Here is a 17,943-nt window from a genome sequence, read left to right as displayed (position 1 = left end):
GGACTGGGCTTTTTTGTTGGGTAGCGCATGATCTACTTGAGTATGTGCACAAAAACGCCCGGTCTTTTCCAAGGCCGGGCGTTTAATAAAATACAGCCTATTCCGCTCTTATACTGCCTTCATAAGCACATCAGATCCGTCTGATCTGTGCGCCTAGGGCATTCAACCGCTTATCGATGAACTGATAGCCCCGGTCGATCTGCTCCACGTTGTCAATCACGCTGCGGCCGTCGGCCGAAAGCGCGGCAATGAGCAGGGCCACGCCGGCCCGAATGTCGGGCGAGGTCATGCTGATGCCTCGCAGGGCATTGCGCTTGTCGAGGCCGATGACAATGGCTCGGTGGGGGTCGCAGAGTGTAATCTGGGCTCCCATATCGATGAGCTTATCGACGAAAAACAACCGCGACTCGAACATCTTCTGGTGGATCAGCACGGTGCCTTTAGCCTGAATAGCCACCACAAGCACAATGCTGAGCAGGTCGGGGGTGAAACCCGGCCACGTGTGGTCCGATACCGTCAGAATGCTGCCGTCGAGGTAAGTGGCAATTTCGTAGTGGGCCTGCGCCGGTACAAAAATATCGTCGCCACGAAACTCCAACTGAATACCCAGCTTGCGGAACGTGTCCGGAATTAGGCCCAACTCGGTAATCTGGCAGTCTTTGATGGTGATTTCGGAGCCCGTCATGGCGGCCAGGCCAATAAAAGAGCCGATTTCAATCATGTCGGGCAACATGCGGTGGTCGGTGCCGCCCAAGCTTGCCACGCCTTCTATGGTGAGCAGATTGGAGCCAATACCGTTGATAGTGGCCCCCATACGCACCAGCATTTTGCATAGCTGCTGCAGGTAAGGCTCACAGGCCGCGTTATAGATAGTAGTGACGCCTTCGGCCAGCACCGCGGCCATTACGATGTTGGCCGTGCCGGTTACGGAAGCCTCATCGAGCAGCATATGAGTGCCCCGCAGTCCGTTTTCGGCTTTGATACGGTAGAAATCCGTGCCTTCCAGGGTAAGCTTGCCGCCCAGCTTTTCCAGCCCTAAAAAGTGCGTGTCCATCGGCCGGCGGCCGATTTTGTCACCACCCGGCTTAGGCAGCTGGCATTTGCCGAAGCGCGTCAGCATGGGGCCCAGAATCATAACGGAACCGCGCAGGGCCCGACCCTGGGCCACGAACTGCTCGGAATCGAGGTAGTCCAGATTCACGGCGTCGGCCTGAAAGCGGTAGGTGTCCGCCGCGAGCTTACCGACTTTGACCCCCATATCGCGTAGCAGCTCGATAAGCTTATTGACGTCGCGGATGTCGGGAATGTTGCTGATGGTGACGGGCTCGGACGTGAGCAACACGGCACATAAAATTTGGAGGGCTTCGTTTTTGGCGCCCTGGGGCACGATTTCGCCCTTCAGCGGAGTACCGCCGATTACTTCAAATGAAGCCATGCTTGTGAATTACTGCGGAGGTTGCTGAGGTTCCTGGCGGCTTTTCTTGCCGCCGCGGCGCTGCTTGTCGCGCCGGTTGTTATTGCCGCCCCGGCGGGCTTCCCGGTCGCCTCGGTCGCCTCGCTCACCACGTTCCGAACGCTCGGCGCGGGGCTGGGGTACGACGAAGGGAGCCGGCCGGCCAGTGGCAGTGGCAAATTCGAACAGGTTATCTGCGTCTACCTGCGCCGGATCGAGTTCCAGCTTACCGCCCGAGAGCTCCTTGAGGTGCTTGAGAATAGTAACGTCCTTCGCGTTTTCCTTGCTGTAGGAGCGGTAGAGGAACTTCATCGTGCGGCCGATGGCAATAGTGGCTTGCTCACGCTCGGCCGCGTCTTCCAGGGCAATAGCCTGCTCAATCATTACCTCCACGCTGCGGCCGTAGGGCTTGAGCTTGGGCGACTTGCTGGGGTAGGCCACCCGCGCGGGCTGCTTGGCCAGAATATCGAGCTTATGCAGCGGAAAAGGGCTATCGACATCCAACTCGCCGTCGGTCATTTCGAAAATGTGGTTCCACACTTTCGGCTGGGCGTCAGGCTGGTCGCGCAGGGCGGGGTTGAGGCGGAAGATAAGCTGAACGATCTGCTGCGCCCGTTTGGTGCGCTCGTCACGATCTTCAATCGCGCGCATCTGCTGAATCAGCTCGTAGGTGCTCTGGCCGTATTCGCGCAGTAGCAGCTCGTGTTTAAAAGGGGAGGGTAATGCCATTGGAAAAAGGCGTAGCCGCACGGTGGGCAGCTGTTCAAATCAGATAAAAGAAGGACGACGAGGCCGTCGTCCGGGCAGATGCGCTTGGCTCGCAGGTACTACCACGCAAGCCAACGGCAGGAAGCTGGTCAAGATACGAGGTTCCGCCTAGCTCAGCACCCGCAATTTCGCAAAACTCAGCAATAACGTCTTTTCACCCACTTCTTCGAAGTCGATGATAGCCTTGGTGGAGCCCTGCTGCACTTCGAGCTTGGTTACTGTGCCGAAGCCAAACTTAGGATGTTCCACCCGCTGCCCGGTTTGTAGGTTGCTCGTGTCGCTGGGCTGGAAATCGGCGGGCGGGGTATAGCCCTTGGCCACCAGCTTACGCGGCGCGGGCGGAATCAGGTTCGAGCGACGCTCTACCACGTGCCCAAACGGGGACTCGCCGGGGCCGGCCGAGGAGAATTTGAAGTCGACGAACTGCGGGTCGATTTCGTCCAAAAAGCGGCTTTTCTCGCAGCTGCGCAGGTTGCCCCACTGGTAGCGCGAGGTAGCGTAGCTGAGCGTGAGCTTTTTCTCGGCCCGCGTAATGGCCACGTAAAACAGTCGGCGCTCTTCCTCCAGATCGGCCCGCGACGTTATCATCATCTGGCTCGGAAACAGGTTTTCCTCCATGCCCACGATGTAGACGTTGCGGAACTCCAGGCCCTTGGCCGAGTGAATGGTCATCATCGTCACCGATTCGCCCTCGTCCTTGGCATCCTTGGTGTCGGCGTCGGTGACCAGGGCAATATCCTGTAGGAAGGCCGCCAGGGTTTTATCCTCGCGCTCGGGGTCCTCGGTGTAGGCCTTCACGCCGTTCAGCAGTTCCTGAATGTTTTCGTAGCGGGAGAGGCCCTCGATGCTTTTATCGGCATACAGCTCCTCCACCATGCCTGAGTTCTTGGCAATAAACTTGGCTGCCTCAAAAGCATCTTCCTTAGCTGCCAGCACCGCGTAGCTCTTGATTTGCTCCGCAAATCCCTCAATTGGGTTGGCAATGCGCGTTGTCAGGAAGGAATTGGCATTGCTGACCACTTCCCAGAGAGTGTGGTTGCTTTCTTCGGCCGAGTTGATCAGCTTGCTGATGGTCGTGTCGCCGATGCCGCGCTTGGGGTAGTTGATGACGCGGCGCAGGGCCTGCTCGTCGTTGTGGTTCACCGTCAGGCGCAGGTAGGCCACCAAATCCTTGATTTCCTTGCGCTGATAGAAGGAGAGACCCCCAACGATTTTGTACTTGATGTTGAGCTTGCGCAGGGCCTCCTCCATAGCCCGGCTCTGGGCGTTGGTGCGGTACAGGATGGCAAAGTTGTCATAGGACAGATGCTGGTTCATCTTGTCCTCGTAGATGCTGTTGGCCACCAATTTGCCTTCCTCGTTGTCGGAAGCGGCTTTGATGACCTCAATCAGGGTGCCGTCCTCGTTGTCGGAGAAAACGTCTTTGCGCAGCTGGGCCTTGTTGTTCTTGATGACCGAGTTGGCGGCCTTCACGATGTTCTTCGTGGAGCGGTAGTTCTGCTCCAGCTTAAATACCTGCAGCTCGGGGTAGTCCTTCTCGAAGTTGAGAATGTTGGTGATGTCGGCCCCCCGGAAGGCGTAGATACTCTGGGCATCGTCGCCAACCACGCAAATATTCCGCTCTTTGGCCGCCAGCTTGCGCGTAATCAGGTACTGCGAATAGTTAGTGTCCTGATACTCGTCGACCATCACGAACTTGAAGATGTTCTGATACTTGTTCAGCACATCGGGATGGTCTTTGAAGAGCACGTTCGTGTTGAAGAGCAGATCGTCGAAGTCCATGGCGCCGGCTTTGAAGCAGCGCGTGGCATATTGCTGGTAAATGGCGCCGATTTTGGGGCGTAGCGCGGCCTCATCATCCTGGCGAATCACCGGGTCGTTGAGGTACTGCTGCACCGAAATTAGCTTGTTCTTGGCCGCCGAAATGCGGCCCAGCACCATGTTAGGCTTGTAGAGCTTGTCGTCGAGGTCCAACTCCTTCACAATCTGGCCCAGTAGGGTTTTCGAGTCCTGGGTGTCGTAGATGGTGAAGTGACGCGGAAAGCCAATTTTGTCGGCCTCGGAGCGCAATATTTTGGCAAAAACGGAGTGGAAAGTGCCCATCCACACGTTCTTGGCTTCCGCGCCCACGACTTTCTCAATCCGGGCGCGCATTTCCTTGGCGGCCTTATTGGTAAAGGTCAGCGCCAGAATATTGAACGGGTCGGCTCCTTGTTCGAGCAGGTTGGCAATCCGGTAGGTGAGCACCCGCGTTTTGCCCGAGCCGGCACCGGCGATAATCATGCAGGGACCTTCGGTTTGCATGACCGCGGCGGCCTGGGAGGGGTTCAGAAGTTTGTGGTAATCTAATGCCATTCGTCAAGTAAATCAGCGCCTCGGCTAAGGGCAAAGGTAGGGCTTTGCCTGCGGAGTTGCAGCCTCTGGAGGCGAGTTTCGGGCACAAGGCGAAGTTCTCCTTCGCGACCCGCGTGGGTTGTTCGGGGCGGCGCGCCCGGCCGCGAAGGGGAACTTCGCGCTACGGCTTCCCAACGCCTGACGTATCTTTGCGGTTCGCTTGTTTGCAATGCCATGATTATCATTCAGAATACCGTCATTTCCGATGACATCCGCGACAATTTCTTTGTCTGCAACCTGGAAGCCTGCAAAGGCGCCTGCTGCGTGGAAGGTGACCTGGGCGCCCCGCTCGAAGCCCACGAGCTGCAGATCCTGGAACAGGAATACGACAAAATCAAGCCCTTCATCACCGCAGCCGGCCAGCAGGCCATCGAGCAGCAGGGCCTCTACATCAAAGACTGGGAAGGCGACTTCAGCACTACCACCATTAACGACCGGGAGTGCGCCTATGCGCTGTATGATGAACGAGGCATCCTGAAATGCGGCATCGAGCAGGCCTACCTAGCCGGCGCTACGACGTTCAAAAAGCCCATCAGCTGCCATCTGTACCCAATCCGCATCACCAAGTACGAGGACTTCGAAGCCCTGAACTACGACCGGTGGAACATTTGCAACCCAGCCTGCAGCTTCGGAGCCAACTTGGGCGTGCGCATCTATCAGTTTCTGAAGGAGCCACTGGTGCGCAAGTACGGCGAGGAGTGGTATGCGGAATTGGTCACGGAAATCGAAACCAACAGCCCGCCGGTGAACGGGTGAGCTGGAAAGGAAAAGGCCAAGTGTCGGCCCCGCTACGCCGCCGATGTAGTCTCGGGCGTACCCAACTTTTCTAAAGCGTTCCGGCTCATGGCTGGAACGCTTTTTTAGTACTGTTGTCGGCCGTTTAGAAGATGGAAAGGACAGCACGTTGTGCGGCACACACTGGTTTCTTTAACATGAATGCCCCTTTTCCTGAAGGCGCATTAACACTGTAGCAGTATCGATTTTTGGTTAGAATGTGCTCCAATGCAAACATACACAGCAGAAACAGCGACAGTATTCCATACTATATTCGGAGAATATAGTCCAGTACAAAGACGTAGAGCCAGATTAACCGCACTATGAGACGAGTGGGGTAGATTCGGGTTTTCCCTGGCTTTTCCGATGTCCTTACAAACGCATTTAGCTCAGATACCCGAGTTCCGTCGTCAGAACAAAAACTTTCGTCACTTCTTGGTCGATGTATTGGCTATTAGCGTCTTGGCCGTGTTGTGCGGGGCGGACGACTTTGAAGAAATCGCCTTGTTTGGGGAGCAAAAAGAAGCCCTGTTGCGCCGCTACCTGTCTCTGCCTCACGGCACGCCCTCGGCCGATACCTTTAGCCGCGTGTTTGAGCGCCTGGACGTGGCGCAATTCAATGCCTGCTTCATGGCCTGGATGCAGGAAGTGTTGCCGCCTGAGCAAGTCGGTCAGATTTGTATCGACGGCAAAACGCTGCGCGGCTCCGGCCCCAAACCGCTCCACGTGGTGTCGGCCGTAGCCCGTGCCAATGGCCTGAGCCTTGGCCAGGTAGCGGGCACCGGCAAAGGGCAGGAACTCGGGGCCGTACCCGAGCTGCTGGCCTTGCTCGACCTGCGCGGGGCCGTGGTGAGCCTGGATGCGTTGAGTTGTCAGCCCGCCATTGCCGAGCAGATAATCGGGCAGGGCGGCGATTATTTGCTCGGCCTCAAAGCGAACCAGCCCCGCCTGCTGGCCGAAGTCGAGCGCCACACCCAGACCTTGCCCGAGGCGGCGGCTTTTACCCGCTGGGCGTACGCGGCCGACCGCACCCCACTGCGCTACCAGGTCTGGACCCAGTCCGACCTGCGCTGGGTCGACGAAGACGGGCGCTGGCCGGGCCTGGCGACGCTGGTGCGGGTGCAGACAACGAGGCATGCCGATGGCAAAGAACCGGTTAGCACTACCCGCTATTCCCTCAGCAGCCGGGCCGGCCTTACGCCCGAACAGGCCGATGGCTTGGTGCGCGGGCACTGGGCCATCGAAAACGCGCTGCATTGGCAACTCGACGTCACCTTTGGCGAGGACGGCCACCACTTGCGCGAACACCACGCGGCCCAGAACCTGACCCTGGTGCGCAAAATGGCCCTCAACCTGCTCAAACAGGACCCGACCAAGCGCAGTATCAAGAATAAACGCAAGCGCCTGGCCTGGGATGAACCCTTTTTAGAACGCCTGCTGGCCGCTCTCTGCGCCCCGGCTACATAGTGCGGTTAATCTGGACGTAGAGCACGACACTACTTATCAGGAATAAGCCGGTAATAATGTAGGCGGAAGTGGTGCGTAGCTCCCCAATATTTCAGCGTCTTGTAAATCCGAACAGCGAAAAAGATGGGTATGTATAAGGCTGAAAACCCTACTGCGCCCTGAGTAAGAGTAATAGATAGGTAAAGACGAATATTATTCGGGTTTTGAAACCGGGAACAGGCAAAAATCCAAACGTACCAGTCAGTAAAGGTAGTCCCTTCCTTTCGGGAACACCGAATCGAGGCGCAAGTACCCACCCACTGGCAGAACTTTACAATGGCTGCAAAAGGCGTGGGTGGCCGGTGGCCGGCAGATGTAGCAACCCAAAAGAGGCCCGACTAAAGGTAGTCGGGCCTCTTACATTCACCTTACTAAACCAACGTCTTTACTGCCAGTTCTCCGTGCGCGTCTGGCTGGTGCCGCTGGGCGTGAAGCTGCGGTTGGTGCCGCCTTCGTAGAGCACGTTGCCGGCCGCGTCCTTGCGGATGTACTTGTACTGCACTGCCGCGCCGCTGGTCAGGTTGATGGTGCCTTTCCACACGGGATACGCCGCGCCGCTGAGCTTGATGGCATTGGCCGTGTTCCAGCTGCCGAGCTGGGCGGTGCTGCCCAGCACGTACACATCCTGGCCCGAGACCGTGCCGCTGTAAGTGACGTTAAACGAAACGGCCGTGGTGCCGCCGGTCGGTGGTGGGGTAGTGCCGCCGGTGCCGGGCACCCACACCGAGTAGCTGCGGGCATTGACCGAGAACGTGCCTGCGCCGCTGGCATTGGTAACGACGGTGGCGGTGCTGTTGCCGGTTTTGTCGGTCAGCGTGGCATTTTTAAACGGGGTAGTAATGGTCTTGGAGCGGCCGGTGCCGCCGTCGTTCAGCATCACCAGCAGGCCGGGGTGCGAAGCGTCGCCGGCGCGGGAGTAGGCATATACGTCGCCATCATTCACGGAAGTATACTCGTTGGCCGCGCCGTAGGCATTGGCTTTGCGGATGTCGATGAGCTTCTTGATTTGCGCGCCCAGGCCGTAGTTGTAGTAGTCTTTGTAGAACACGCAGGGGTAGCCCTTTTCGCGGGTCAGGATATAGGCGTAGGCCAGCATCTTCAGGTTGGTGACGGGCGAATACAACGCGCCGGGGTGGTCGGTGTCGTGGTTATCGACGAAGGAAACCGACAGCGCGCCGTTGGCCTCCGTGAAGCCGGCAAACTGCAAACCGCGCATATCCCAGTTGCCGTTGCCGTTGCTCATGTCCTGAAAGGTGTAATGCAGCGGCACATCAAACAGGCTGGTACGGCCCCCGGTGGCGGCGGCGTAGTTGTTCATATCCGCCAGGTTGCGGAACCACGCCTCACTCACGGCAAAGCGGCTGCCCCTCACGTTGTCGAGCCAGCGGTTCACGTAGGACGTCTGAATGTGCTTGGTGGCATCGAGCCGGTAGCCGTCGAGGCTGAGCTTGGTGGTAATCCAGTTGCCCCAGCTGATGGTTTCGTTGGCGTTGTTGGTGTCGTTGTAGCGGATTTCCGAGCCCAGCAGATTGTCGTAGGCATCGTTGTTGGCGTAGGGCTGGAAATCGTAAGCCGCCCACTGGTACCAACCGTTGTTGGGAGCCTGCTGGGTGGCCGTGAAGTTATACCAGTGCCACTTGTAGGAGCTGTAGGTATTGTTGCGGCCAGGATAGGTGAAGCTGGTGTAGACGTTATACTGGTTGTTGGCCAGCTCCTGGTTGTCAGCAAAGGTGAGGTGATTCATCACCATGTCTTCGTACACCTGAATGCCCTGGCCATGCAGCGACGTAATAGCGCCCTGCAGCTGCCCGATAGTGCCGTAGCGCGTGGCCACGGTGCCTTTCTGGTTGAACTCGCCCAAATCGTAGCGGTCGTACACGCCGTAGCCTACGTCGGAGGCGCTGCCACCCTTGTAGGCCGGAGGAATCCATAAAGCCGTAATGCCAGCAGTCTTCAATTCCGTGGCTTTGCTGCCTAGGTTTTGCCACCACGAGCCAGCCGGCGTGTTCTGGGGTACATCCCAGTAAAAGGCCTGCATCATCACACCGTTTACGGCTACGGCATTGCTAGTGGTGGCAGCCGCTACGGGCGCATTAGTGGTGCCGGGCTGCACGGCGTCCTTGGTGCAGGATGGCAAAAGCAAGCTTGCGGCCAGCAGACCCGAAAGGGCCGCGGTTGAGAGTTTGTTCATACTGTGGGAATTGTAGTTGGAGCGGAATTATAGGGCAAGTATAAAACTATATTGTATAAATTATGCTATACTATTTCGATATTTTTAATGAAAAGTCATTTTAGTTAAATGATATGTAATGAGTAGCCAGTTAAACTGTTATTGAGCTCCTGTGTCGGGAAGAATCGTAATAAACTATGCAAGTAATTGCCTGGGGAAACTTGGTTTTGTGTAACTTCCTTAATGACAGCGGAAAACATGGCTGAAACCAATGAAAAGAGCCTGGGTGCACTTTTGGTGCTTTTCTATTCTGGTACCACAACCTTCTTCGGGAATGAAGCTGCTGGGCTAACTCTGCAGTACAGAACCAAATAATCCAGAGAAACTCGCGTAGCCTCTGCCGCCCGCCCAAAGGCTGAGCATTACGGCCAAAGCTCCGGCTTAAACCTCGGGGTGCTGATACGTCAGTTGGTACACTTCTTCCACCGTTTGCCGGAGCACCGGGTCGGATACGAAGGCCAGCGGCGCGATACGCATGGCCACGCCGTTGCCGGCCCCATACTGGCCCTGCCGCCCAACCTGACTCCAATGGCCGCCGGCCTCCAGTTCGTGCAACGCATTGCAGGTGCTGCCTCCAAGGCCTGTCAGCCGGCGTGCCCGGTAATAGACGAGAAACTTTTGGGCAATGGCTTCGCAGGTCGCCAGCGTCAGTTGGGTATCATTGGTAATGGCCCAGTAGTGCTTGGCGACTGGCTTCCCGAAAGGGTAGTAGGTACTGGCTTGAGGTTGCTCGGGCGCGGTCTGCTCATAACTGCTGCCACAGGCATCCCCGATGGCCCCGCCAAGAAATGCAGCCAGCAAACTGGTCTTATGCGGTCATAAGGTAATTGAGAGGGATGTAAGGAACCATCAGCGGCTACTTGGACGAAGTCAAAAGATGCTCTAAATACGAGGTCTGAATACGGTCAATTTAGTATTGCCGCATAATCTTGTAGCGCGGATACAGAATCCAGTAACGTGAACTGTCGCGACTATCCAGGCCGAATAGGAAGGTGTCAGGCCTGCCGCCATCCTGAAAAACAATAGTGGTCAGGCATTCAGGCAGAAACGTGCTGCGGCCGTCTACTCTATCTACAGTATGCTGTAAATCGGTGAAGAAGCCGAAGGGCATTGTAGTCATCCTGCCGTTTACCCACACTTGGCGGGTAGTAGCCGCCGTGGCTTTGACGTGCTTTCTGAAATTAGCCTGTAAGTACGTATCAATAGCACCTCCTACTATGAGTAAGAGAGTAAGGCCAGTAGCGGCAGTGATCCATAGAATCTTAAATAGCCTATTCTTAAGCACATATCTGTTACTGGGTTCAGACATACCAGCACGAAATACGACCAAATTATACCTGCTGCCGCAGTGGTCAAGCCCAATGTATTTCGGATAACCCCGTAGTAGTCGATAAAGTCCATAAGAAAAATGCCCGTTTGAGCGAGGTCAAACGGGCATAAAATACTGTAATACAAATTGAGTATTCTACAGCGTCGAGAAGTCGAACGAGGTTTCCAGGAAGGCGGTGGTGAAGTTGCCGGCTTTGAAATCGGCGTTGTCCATCAGCTTCAAATGAAACGGAATGGTCGTTTTCACGCCTTCCACCACGAATTCCGACAACGCCCGTTTCATTTTCACGATGCACTCCTCGCGGGTCTGGGCCACGGTGATGAGCTTGGCAATCATTGAGTCGTAGTTCGACGGGATGGTGTAGCCCGCGTACACGTGCGTATCCACGCGCACGCCGTGGCCGCCGGGAATATGTAGCACCGTGATTTTGCCGGGCGAAGGTCGGAAGCCGTTTTTAGGGTCTTCGGCGTTGATGCGGCACTCCATGGCGTGCATCTTCGGGTAGTAGCTATTGCCCGAAATCGGGACGCCGGCCGCTACTTTTATTTGTTCCTTGATCAGGTCATAGTTGATGATTTCCTCCGTCACGGGATGTTCCACCTGAATACGGGTGTTCATCTCCATGAAGTAGAAATCCCGGTTGGCATCTACCAGAAACTCGATAGTGCCCACACCCTCGTAGCTAATGGCCGCCGCACCCGCAATGGCTGCTTTGCCCATCTTCTCGCGCAACTCGTCGGTCATGAAGGGTGACGGGGCTTCCTCCACCAGCTTCTGGTGGCGGCGCTGAATGCTGCAGTCACGCTCCGAAAGGTGGCAGACGTGGCCGTACTGGTCGCCACAAATCTGAATTTCGATGTGGCGGGGCTCTACCACAAACTTCTCCAGGTAGAGACCATCGTTGCCAAAAGCAGCTTTGGCCTCGGTGCGGGCGTCGTTCCAGCCTTTCTCCAGCTCTTCGTCGTTGTGGGCTACACGCATGCCGCGCCCACCGCCACCGGCCGTAGCCTTCAGAATAACGGGGTACTTGATCTTGTGGGCGATTTTCAGCGCGTCCTGGAGCGAGTCGACCAGGCCCACCGAGCCGGGAATGCAGGGCACGCCGGCCTTAATCATCGTGGCTTTGGCCGAAGCCTTGTCGCCCATCTGGTTGATCATCTCGGGCGAGGCCCCGATGAACTTGATGCCGTTTTCCTGGCAGGTGCGCGAGAATTCCGCGTTTTCCGACAGGAAGCCGTAACCAGGGTGAATGGCGTCGGCGTTGGTGATTTCGGCGGCGGCAATCAGCGTAGGAATATTCAGGTAGGAAAGTGTGCTGCTGGGCGGCCCGATGCACACGGCCTCGTCGGCGAAGCGTACGTGCAGGCTTTCCTTATCGGCAGTCGAGTACACGGCCACCGTTTTGATGCCCATTTCCTTACAGGTACGGATAATGCGCAGCGCAATTTCGCCCCGGTTGGCAATCAGTATTTTCTTAAACATGAGTGGGATCTTAGGGTCTGAGAAGCTCGGGGTCTTGCCTACAAAGAAAAAGGTCTTGCGAACCTAGAGCTGACAAGGTGGCCAGACTCTACATTCCCAAGACCTCAAGACTCCAACCAATTACATCGGCTCAATCAGAAACAGCGGTTGGTCGTACTCCACGGGCGTGGCATTCTCCACCAGCGCCTTCACGATGCGGCCCGATGCTTCGGCTTCAATCTCGTTGAAGAGCTTCATGGCTTCGATGATACAGATAACCTGGCCTTTTTCTACCATGTCGCCTACATTCACGAAAACCGGTGTTTCGGGGCTGCTGCTACGGTAAAAGGTGCCAATCATTGGCGCTTTCAGCGGCTGGTGCGTGCTGGCAGCCTCGGGCGCGGCGGCCACCGGCGCGGCGGGCGCAGCTGCCGGAGCAGCCACCGGAGCGGGAGCCAGTGCGGCGGCAACAGGAGCCGGTGCGCTGGCGCTGCCTACCGGTTTGTAGTTGGGCTCGCGCTGTACCGAAATCTTGAACTCTTCGGTTTCGATGTTGACTTTATTCAAACCCGACTTGGCAATAAAGTCAATCAGGTCCTGTAGTTCTTTGGCTTTCATGGCGGCGGCGGTGGGCTGTTTCGGCTGCTTATTTGACTCTTTCGACATAGGAGTAGTCGCTTGTCTTGACGCGAATTTTGGTATCGGTATCAATGAATAGGGGTACCTGAATGCGGGCTCCTGTTTCTACCGTGGCTGGCTTGAGGGTATTGGTGGCCGTATCGCCCCGTAGGCCGGGCTCGGTGTAGGTCACCATGAGTTCCACGGTCGTCGGCAGCTCGGCGGTGAGGGGCTGCTCAGTTTCGGCATGAAACAGGATAGTGGCTTCCTGGCCTTCCTTCATCAGGTCGGCGAAGGGTACCATAGCCTCGGGCAGCGACACCTGCTCGAAGGTGGCATTGTCCATGAACGTGTAGCCGTAGTCATCCTTATACAGAAACTGGTGCGGCCGCTGCTCCACGCGGGCGGTGGTTACTTTCACACCGGCGTTGAAGGTGTTGTCCAGAACTTTGCCGGATTTGATGTTACGGAGCTTGGTGCGCACAAAGGCGGGACCTTTTCCGGGTTTTACGTGCTGGAATTCGGTAATGACGTAGAGGTCATTGTTGTACTCGAGTACCAGCCCGTTGCGAAAATCTGCGGTGGTGGCCATGCTTGGGAATTTTGAAAGGAGGAATCTGTGGGGTAAGGCAATCGGCAGCGGAAACCCGTTACCCGGTCTTACTTCTTAAGTTTCAGTGAGTCAGCAGCCGGGAGGAAACGCAACGTGCCGTCCCGGAGAGTGGCGGGGCGGCACGTTGGGAGTACAAGTATAGGAGTTTTCCGCGTTCAGCCGCCTATTTAGCCTTGTTGCGGGTCAGGTTTTGGGTCGTAAGCCCATTTCAGATACAAGGAGCCCCAGGTAAAACCGCCGCCAAAAGCCGCGATAATCAGGTTGTCTCCTTTACGCAGCTGCTGCTCGTAGTCGGCTAGGCATAGCGGAATGGTGCCGTTGGTCGTGTTGCCGTAGCGTTGAATATTGAGCATTACCTTCTCTGGGCCTACGCCCATGCGGTGGGCCGTAGCATCGATAATACGCTTGTTGGCCTGGTGGGGTACCAGCCAGGCTACATCATTGGCCGTAAGGTGGTTGCGCTCCATCACCTGAGCCGCTACATCCGCCATGTTGGTAACGGCAAACTTAAATACCGTGGCCCCTTCCTGGTGCACGTAGTGCTCCCGATTGGCCACCGTTTCGGCCGATGGCGGTCGGCGGCTGCCACCCGCTTTCTGGTGCAGAAATGGCTCGCCGTTGCCATCCGAGTGGAGCTCTTGGTCCAGCAGACCCAAGCCTTCCGCGTTGGGTTCGAGCAGCACCGCGCCCGCACCGTCCCCGAAAATAATGCAGGTCGCGCGGTCAGTGTAATCGATAATGCTCGACATCTTATCGGCCCCCACCACCACTACCTTTTTGTAAGCTCCGGTTTGGATAAACTGGGCGCCCGTGGCCAGCGCATACATAAAGCCTGAGCAAGCCGCCTGCATATCAAAGCTAAACGACTTGGTGGCTCCAATGGCTGCCGAGATAATATTGGCCGTTGCCGGAAACACTAGATCGGGCGTGGTGGTAGCGCAGATTAGCAAATCGATTTCGTCGGCCCGCACCCCGGTTTTGGCCAGTAGCTGCTGCACCGCCTTGATACCCATTACAGAGGTGCCCTGGTTGTCGCCCTTCAGAATGCGTCGCTCCTGAATGCCTGTACGGCTCACAATCCACTCTTCGTTGGTCTCAACCAGCGTTTCGAGCTCCTTGTTGGTCAGCACGTAGTCGGGCACGTAGGCACCCACTCCGGTAATGGCGGCGGTGACGTTCATTCGGGGAAACAGGAAAAAAATCGGCAAAAAAAGTCCGGCCGGAGCCGGACTTAGTCACTAGGACTTGAAAGTATTTTTTATCTGGTCGGCGATGCCTGACTTAGCCATTTGGTATCCTTGCAACAGCATATTGCAAATGGCTTCCGGCGTGCTCACTCCGTGCCCGATAATGGCGTTGTCATTGATACCTAGAATGGGGCTGCCGCCAACAGCCTCGTAATTGAAGTTGTCGAAGAAGGGGTCATGCATCTTTTTCTCAACCATGATTTCGTACACCGACTCGGCCATCTTCAGCACCACGTTGCCCGTGTAGCCGTCGCACACGATAACGTCGGCTTTGGAGTTGAACAGGTCGCGGCCCTCAATATTACCGATAAAGTGCAGGTGCGGGTTCACTTTCAGCAGCTGGTAGGCTGCCTGGGTGACGCTGGTGCCTTTTCCTTCCTCTTCACCCAGGTTCATCAGCCCAACTTTCGGCTGCGGAATACCCAACACGTAGTGGGCATAGAGGGAGCCCAGTTCGCCGAATTGCTCCAGCATCTCGGGCTTGCACTCGGCATTAGCGCCCACGTCTAACAACACGCCATAGCCACCTTCCAACTTCGGAACGAAGTTGGCAATGGCCGGGCGCATCACACCCGAAACGGGCTTTACGCTGAACATGGCTCCTACGAGCATGGCCCCGGTGTTGCCAGCGGAGCAAAAAGCTTCCACTTCGCCGTTGTGCAACATGCGGTAGCCCACGGCTATACTGGAATCCTGCTTTTGCTGGTAGGCTTTGGCAGGGTGCTCACCCATCTCGATAATCTGCGAAGCAGCTACGAGCAGCAGGCCATCGGCCGCCGACCCATGCTGCTGGAGCAGGGGTCGGACGGCTTCTTCTTGGCCAATGAGCACAATCTGAGCCGCGCCGGCGAGCTTCTGGGCTGCCAACACGGCGCCGTCCACGGCAGCCTGAGGGGCGAAATCGCCTCCCATTGCGTCCAGGGCTATCTTCATGTACGAGGTGTCAAGGGGTAGGGAGTCGGAAAGACGGACCGGCTGAGCCGGCTAGCGGCACTTATTCTTCTTCGGAAGCAGGTGCTGCGGTAGCTACGGGAGCATAGTCTTTGATAGCTACTTTGCCGTGCAGGTACAGGTCGCCATCCACTACGTACGCCTTGTGGCGCAGGTGCAGCTCACCCGTGTTCGAGCAAATGGTAATTGCTTTAGGGGTCAGTTTATCGTGGGTGCGGCGTTTGTCGCGGCGGGTTTTGGAGGTTCGGCGCTTGGGGTGTGCCATGGGTCAATCGAAAATTAAAAAGCGAAGGAAAATCGAAAATGTGAAGTCGTTAGTTGAGGTTGCGCAGGGCATCCCAACGGGGGTCGGTGCCTTCGTCTTCATCCGCACCATCGCCGGGCTGGCGGGTAGTGAAGATGAGCTTGGTTTCGGCATCGGGGTTTTCATCGGGCTCATTCTGAAAGCGCGGATGCAGCTTCTTCATCGGAATGGCTAAGCCGATATAGTCAAACAAATGCTGCGCGATGGGCAGAATCTGGGTGTCGGGCGTGATTTGCAGCACGTCGTCGTCCAGCTCCAGGTTCTGGTCGCCGAAGCGCACGCGCATCGTATGGCGCACGTCAATCGGCTGGTCGAACTCATCGAGGCTCCGGTCGCAGATCAGGCGTAGCGCGCCATGAATGTGGAAGTCCAGCGTCAGCAGCAAATCCGTTTTGGTCAGCTCTACCTCGGCGTGGAGGTGGCCGTCCTGAATCAGGCTTTGCTCGAACTGCTCAAAAAAAGCGCGGTCCAGCTCAAACGCAAAGTGGTGCGTCTTCAGAGCCAGTTTAGCAATGTTCAAGTCAAATTGAGAGTCCTTCTTCACGGGTGAATTTGTAGCAGGGGGCAAAAGTAGAAATATTTCCCCGTTTTAGAAAAACAGGAAAGGATAGGAGGCTGGGTCAGGCGTGTTTAAGAATGAAATCGGAAGGAATATTGAGCCGCTCATAAAGCCGTTTGGCCAAGTCGAGCGTGACGCGGCGCTTGCCGCTCAAAATCTGGGAAAGGCGCCCTGCCGGTACTTCCAGCAACTCCGCCAATTCCTTCTGCTTCAAGCGCATCTGCTGCCGCTTCAACTCTATCATCTCCGCTAGTGAGGTGGGTAAAGTAGGAATCGGGAGCAGACCCAACTGTCCTTCGTAGGCATCCAGAGCCACGATAAGCGCCCGAAATTCCACTTCCAGAACCGCATTGCCCTCTACACCGGCTGCAGCCAGGGCATCGAGGCGGCGGAGCGCCGTGCGATAGTCAGCAGGAGTTTGCAGGGTCATGAAACCGGATAAAAGGGAATCGGCAACAGCAACATGCTGTAGCTCGAACGCTGCAAAGCTAGCAACAGAGTTTTACTCTCGCAAACAAAATTTCGATTTCGGAAAGAAACTACTCTGAAACGAAACTCCCTAGTCGTGGCGGGCACTGCGCGGAGCCGGGCCAGGTATCAAAGGTTTGAGATGGGCATACAGCTGCCGCTGCCGAATAAGGTCGCAGGCCATGTACACGGCTTCCCGGAACGAGGTTTCATCCGCTTTGAAGGAGCCCGCCAGGCCATAGGCGGTGCCGTGGTCGGGAGAGGTGCGCACCACCGGCAGGCCAGCCGTGAAGTTGACGCCCCGCTCAAACGCAAGCGTTTTGAACGGAATCAGGCCCTGGTCGTGGTATAGCGCCATGGTGGCGTCGAATTTGCGAAACTGGCCAGTGCCAAAGTAGCCGTCGGCGGGGTAGGGGCCATACACGAGGTGGCCTTCGCCGAGTAGCTGTTCGATAACCGGCGTCACGATTTCGGTCTCTTCGGAGCCCAGGAGCCCTTTTTCGCCGGCGTGAGGATTGAGCCCCAGCACGGCTACCCGCGGCTTATCGATACCAAAATCCTGGCGTAGCGACTTGAGCAGAATGCGCAGCTTGGCCGTAAGCAGCGCTTTGGTGAGCCGGCCGGCTACGTCTTTCAGGGGCATATGGCCCGTAGCGGTGGCCACGCGCAGATCTTCGCTGGCCAGCAGCATCAGGCTTTCGGGAGCGTCGAAGAAGCTGGTCAGAAACTCGGTGTGGCCGGGGTAGCGGAAATCATCAGCCTGAGTGTTTTCCTTGCTGATGGGGGCCGTGACCAGGGCATCGAGCAGACCAGCCTTCAGGTCGCGGGCGGCGGCCAGCAACGACTCACGCGCCGCGCGGCCCGAGGCCTCCGTGGGCTGGCCGGGCGTGAGCGTGAAGTCATCATCCCAGCAGGTTACGGCGTTGGGCTTGCCGGGGTCAATGTCGGCGGCGGAGCGCACCTGGCGGAACGTGAGCGGCGCGCTTTGCTGATTGTCGACCGGGAAATCGTCGAAGAGCACCGTGGCCGTGCCGTACACCACCGGCGTGCAGTATTTGAGCAGGCGGCTATCCAGCAGGGTCTTATAAATGATTTCCGGGCCGATGCCGGCCAGGTCGCCGACTGAAATACCGAGGCGGGGAAGAGTACTCATAGTGTGGTGCTTGGGAAGCGTAGGGGCTGTATTAAAAAGAACGTCATTCCGAGCTTGCCAAGAAATCTCGCGTGCTGATGTTGGCAGAGTAATCTTATTAGCATGGCACGCGAG

Annotated in this window: 16 protein-coding genes; 2 read left to right on the top strand and 14 right to left on the bottom strand. The window is 56.8% G+C overall.

Annotated features, from left to right (window positions below; translation table 11 throughout):
• Positions 1 to 130 precede the first annotated feature (130 nt).
• The 3 genes from murA to E5J99_RS01035 all read right to left on the bottom strand — a co-directional run bounded on the left by murA (position 131) and on the right by E5J99_RS01035 (position 4,576).
• Positions 131 to 1,435: a UDP-N-acetylglucosamine 1-carboxyvinyltransferase gene (gene murA / locus E5J99_RS01045; RefSeq protein WP_135495860.1), complete on the bottom strand. Its 1,305-nt coding sequence runs from the start codon at positions 1,433 to 1,435 to the stop codon at positions 131 to 133.
• A gap of 9 nt (positions 1,436 to 1,444) precedes the next feature.
• A complete protein-coding gene (locus E5J99_RS01040; protein WP_135495859.1) occupies positions 1,445 to 2,182 on the bottom strand; it encodes a DUF4290 domain-containing protein in 738 nt (245 codons plus the stop codon).
• 147 nt (positions 2,183 to 2,329) lie between these two features.
• Complete coding sequence (locus tag E5J99_RS01035) at positions 2,330 to 4,576, bottom strand: ATP-dependent helicase (protein ID WP_135495858.1); 2,247 nt, start codon at positions 4,574 to 4,576, stop codon at positions 2,330 to 2,332.
• Between the two features lie 213 nt (positions 4,577 to 4,789).
• On the opposite strand from E5J99_RS01035, the gene E5J99_RS01030 reads away from it, so the two are divergent.
• Positions 4,790 to 5,371 (top strand): DUF3109 family protein, encoded by a 582-nt coding sequence (locus tag E5J99_RS01030; protein ID WP_135495857.1) that lies wholly within the window; start codon positions 4,790 to 4,792, stop codon positions 5,369 to 5,371.
• Positions 5,372 to 5,755: 384 nt separating this feature from the next.
• Positions 5,756 to 6,856 (top strand): ISAs1 family transposase, encoded by a 1,101-nt coding sequence (locus E5J99_RS01025; protein WP_135495856.1) that lies wholly within the window; start codon positions 5,756 to 5,758, stop codon positions 6,854 to 6,856.
• A gap of 424 nt (positions 6,857 to 7,280) precedes the next feature.
• Here E5J99_RS01025 and E5J99_RS01020 read toward each other — a convergent pair whose 3' ends face one another.
• From E5J99_RS01020 to pdxA, 11 genes are all read right to left on the bottom strand, one after another.
• On the bottom strand, positions 7,281 to 9,086 hold the full coding sequence (locus E5J99_RS01020) for an alpha-amylase (RefSeq protein WP_167851919.1): 1,806 nt from the start codon (positions 9,084 to 9,086) through the stop codon (positions 7,281 to 7,283).
• A gap of 420 nt (positions 9,087 to 9,506) precedes the next feature.
• Positions 9,507 to 9,926, bottom strand: coding sequence for an ADP-ribosylglycohydrolase family protein (locus E5J99_RS01015; protein ID WP_135495855.1), 420 nt, complete (start codon positions 9,924 to 9,926; stop codon positions 9,507 to 9,509).
• A 664-nt stretch (positions 9,927 to 10,590) separates the two neighbouring features.
• Positions 10,591 to 11,937 (bottom strand): acetyl-CoA carboxylase biotin carboxylase subunit, encoded by a 1,347-nt coding sequence (gene accC / locus E5J99_RS01010; protein WP_135495854.1) that lies wholly within the window; start codon positions 11,935 to 11,937, stop codon positions 10,591 to 10,593.
• Between the two features lie 120 nt (positions 11,938 to 12,057).
• A complete protein-coding gene (gene accB / locus E5J99_RS01005) occupies positions 12,058 to 12,534 on the bottom strand; it encodes an acetyl-CoA carboxylase biotin carboxyl carrier protein (protein ID WP_135495853.1) in 477 nt (158 codons plus the stop codon).
• A 28-nt stretch (positions 12,535 to 12,562) separates the two neighbouring features.
• Positions 12,563 to 13,126, bottom strand: coding sequence for an elongation factor P (gene efp / locus E5J99_RS01000; protein ID WP_135495852.1), 564 nt, complete (start codon positions 13,124 to 13,126; stop codon positions 12,563 to 12,565).
• Positions 13,127 to 13,314: 188 nt separating this feature from the next.
• Complete coding sequence (locus tag E5J99_RS00995; protein WP_135495851.1) at positions 13,315 to 14,328, bottom strand: beta-ketoacyl-ACP synthase III; 1,014 nt, start codon at positions 14,326 to 14,328, stop codon at positions 13,315 to 13,317.
• A gap of 57 nt (positions 14,329 to 14,385) precedes the next feature.
• Entirely contained in the window at positions 14,386 to 15,327 is a 942-nt protein-coding gene (gene plsX / locus E5J99_RS00990) for a phosphate acyltransferase PlsX (RefSeq protein ID WP_135495850.1), read from the bottom strand.
• Between the two features lie 61 nt (positions 15,328 to 15,388).
• Positions 15,389 to 15,610 carry a 50S ribosomal protein L32 gene (gene rpmF, locus E5J99_RS00985; RefSeq protein WP_135495849.1) on the bottom strand — a complete coding sequence of 74 codons (222 nt, stop codon included), beginning with the start codon at positions 15,608 to 15,610 and terminating at the stop codon, positions 15,389 to 15,391.
• 49 nt (positions 15,611 to 15,659) lie between these two features.
• The gene (locus E5J99_RS00980; protein WP_245318655.1) at positions 15,660 to 16,169 is read right to left on the bottom strand and encodes a YceD family protein; all 510 of its coding nucleotides are present in this window, start codon (positions 16,167 to 16,169) and stop codon (positions 15,660 to 15,662) included.
• A gap of 100 nt (positions 16,170 to 16,269) precedes the next feature.
• Positions 16,270 to 16,638: a helix-turn-helix domain-containing protein gene (locus tag E5J99_RS00975; RefSeq protein ID WP_135495847.1), complete on the bottom strand. Its 369-nt coding sequence runs from the start codon at positions 16,636 to 16,638 to the stop codon at positions 16,270 to 16,272.
• Between the two features lie 129 nt (positions 16,639 to 16,767).
• Complete coding sequence (gene pdxA / locus E5J99_RS00970; RefSeq protein WP_135495846.1) at positions 16,768 to 17,829, bottom strand: 4-hydroxythreonine-4-phosphate dehydrogenase PdxA; 1,062 nt, start codon at positions 17,827 to 17,829, stop codon at positions 16,768 to 16,770.
• Positions 17,830 to 17,943 lie beyond the last annotated feature (114 nt).

Origin of the sequence: Hymenobacter elongatus, assembly GCF_004745955.1 — a bacterium.
GTDB lineage: Bacteria > Bacteroidota > Bacteroidia > Cytophagales > Hymenobacteraceae > Hymenobacter > Hymenobacter elongatus.
Note: the sequence above shows the minus strand (reverse complement) of the source record. Positions and strands in the feature narration are given on the sequence as shown.

Bases quoted from the DNA above. Each gene is read 5' to 3' on its own strand.
- rpmF (WP_135495849.1), bottom strand. From the start codon at position 15,610: ATGGCACACCCCAAGCGCCGAACCTCCAAAACCCGCCGCGACAAACGC.
- E5J99_RS01025 (WP_135495856.1), top strand. From the start codon at position 5,756: ATGTCCTTACAAACGCATTTAGCTCAGATACCCGAGTTCCGTCGTCAG.
- E5J99_RS01030 (WP_135495857.1), top strand. From the start codon at position 4,790: ATGATTATCATTCAGAATACCGTCATTTCCGATGACATCCGCGACAAT.
- E5J99_RS01040 (WP_135495859.1), bottom strand. From the start codon at position 2,182: ATGGCATTACCCTCCCCTTTTAAACACGAGCTGCTACTGCGCGAATAC.
- E5J99_RS00975 (WP_135495847.1), bottom strand. From the start codon at position 16,638: ATGACCCTGCAAACTCCTGCTGACTATCGCACGGCGCTCCGCCGCCTC.
- accB (WP_135495853.1), bottom strand. From the start codon at position 12,534: ATGAAAGCCAAAGAACTACAGGACCTGATTGACTTTATTGCCAAGTCG.
- E5J99_RS01035 (WP_135495858.1), bottom strand. From the start codon at position 4,576: ATGGCATTAGATTACCACAAACTTCTGAACCCCTCCCAGGCCGCCGCG.
- efp (WP_135495852.1), bottom strand. From the start codon at position 13,126: ATGGCCACCACCGCAGATTTTCGCAACGGGCTGGTACTCGAGTACAAC.
- E5J99_RS00995 (WP_135495851.1), bottom strand. From the start codon at position 14,328: ATGAACGTCACCGCCGCCATTACCGGAGTGGGTGCCTACGTGCCCGAC.
- E5J99_RS01020 (WP_167851919.1), bottom strand. From the start codon at position 9,086: ATGAACAAACTCTCAACCGCGGCCCTTTCGGGTCTGCTGGCCGCAAGC.
- accC (WP_135495854.1), bottom strand. From the start codon at position 11,937: ATGTTTAAGAAAATACTGATTGCCAACCGGGGCGAAATTGCGCTGCGC.
- pdxA (WP_135495846.1), bottom strand. From the start codon at position 17,829: ATGAGTACTCTTCCCCGCCTCGGTATTTCAGTCGGCGACCTGGCCGGC.
- murA (WP_135495860.1), bottom strand. From the start codon at position 1,435: ATGGCTTCATTTGAAGTAATCGGCGGTACTCCGCTGAAGGGCGAAATC.
- plsX (WP_135495850.1), bottom strand. From the start codon at position 15,327: ATGAAGATAGCCCTGGACGCAATGGGAGGCGATTTCGCCCCTCAGGCT.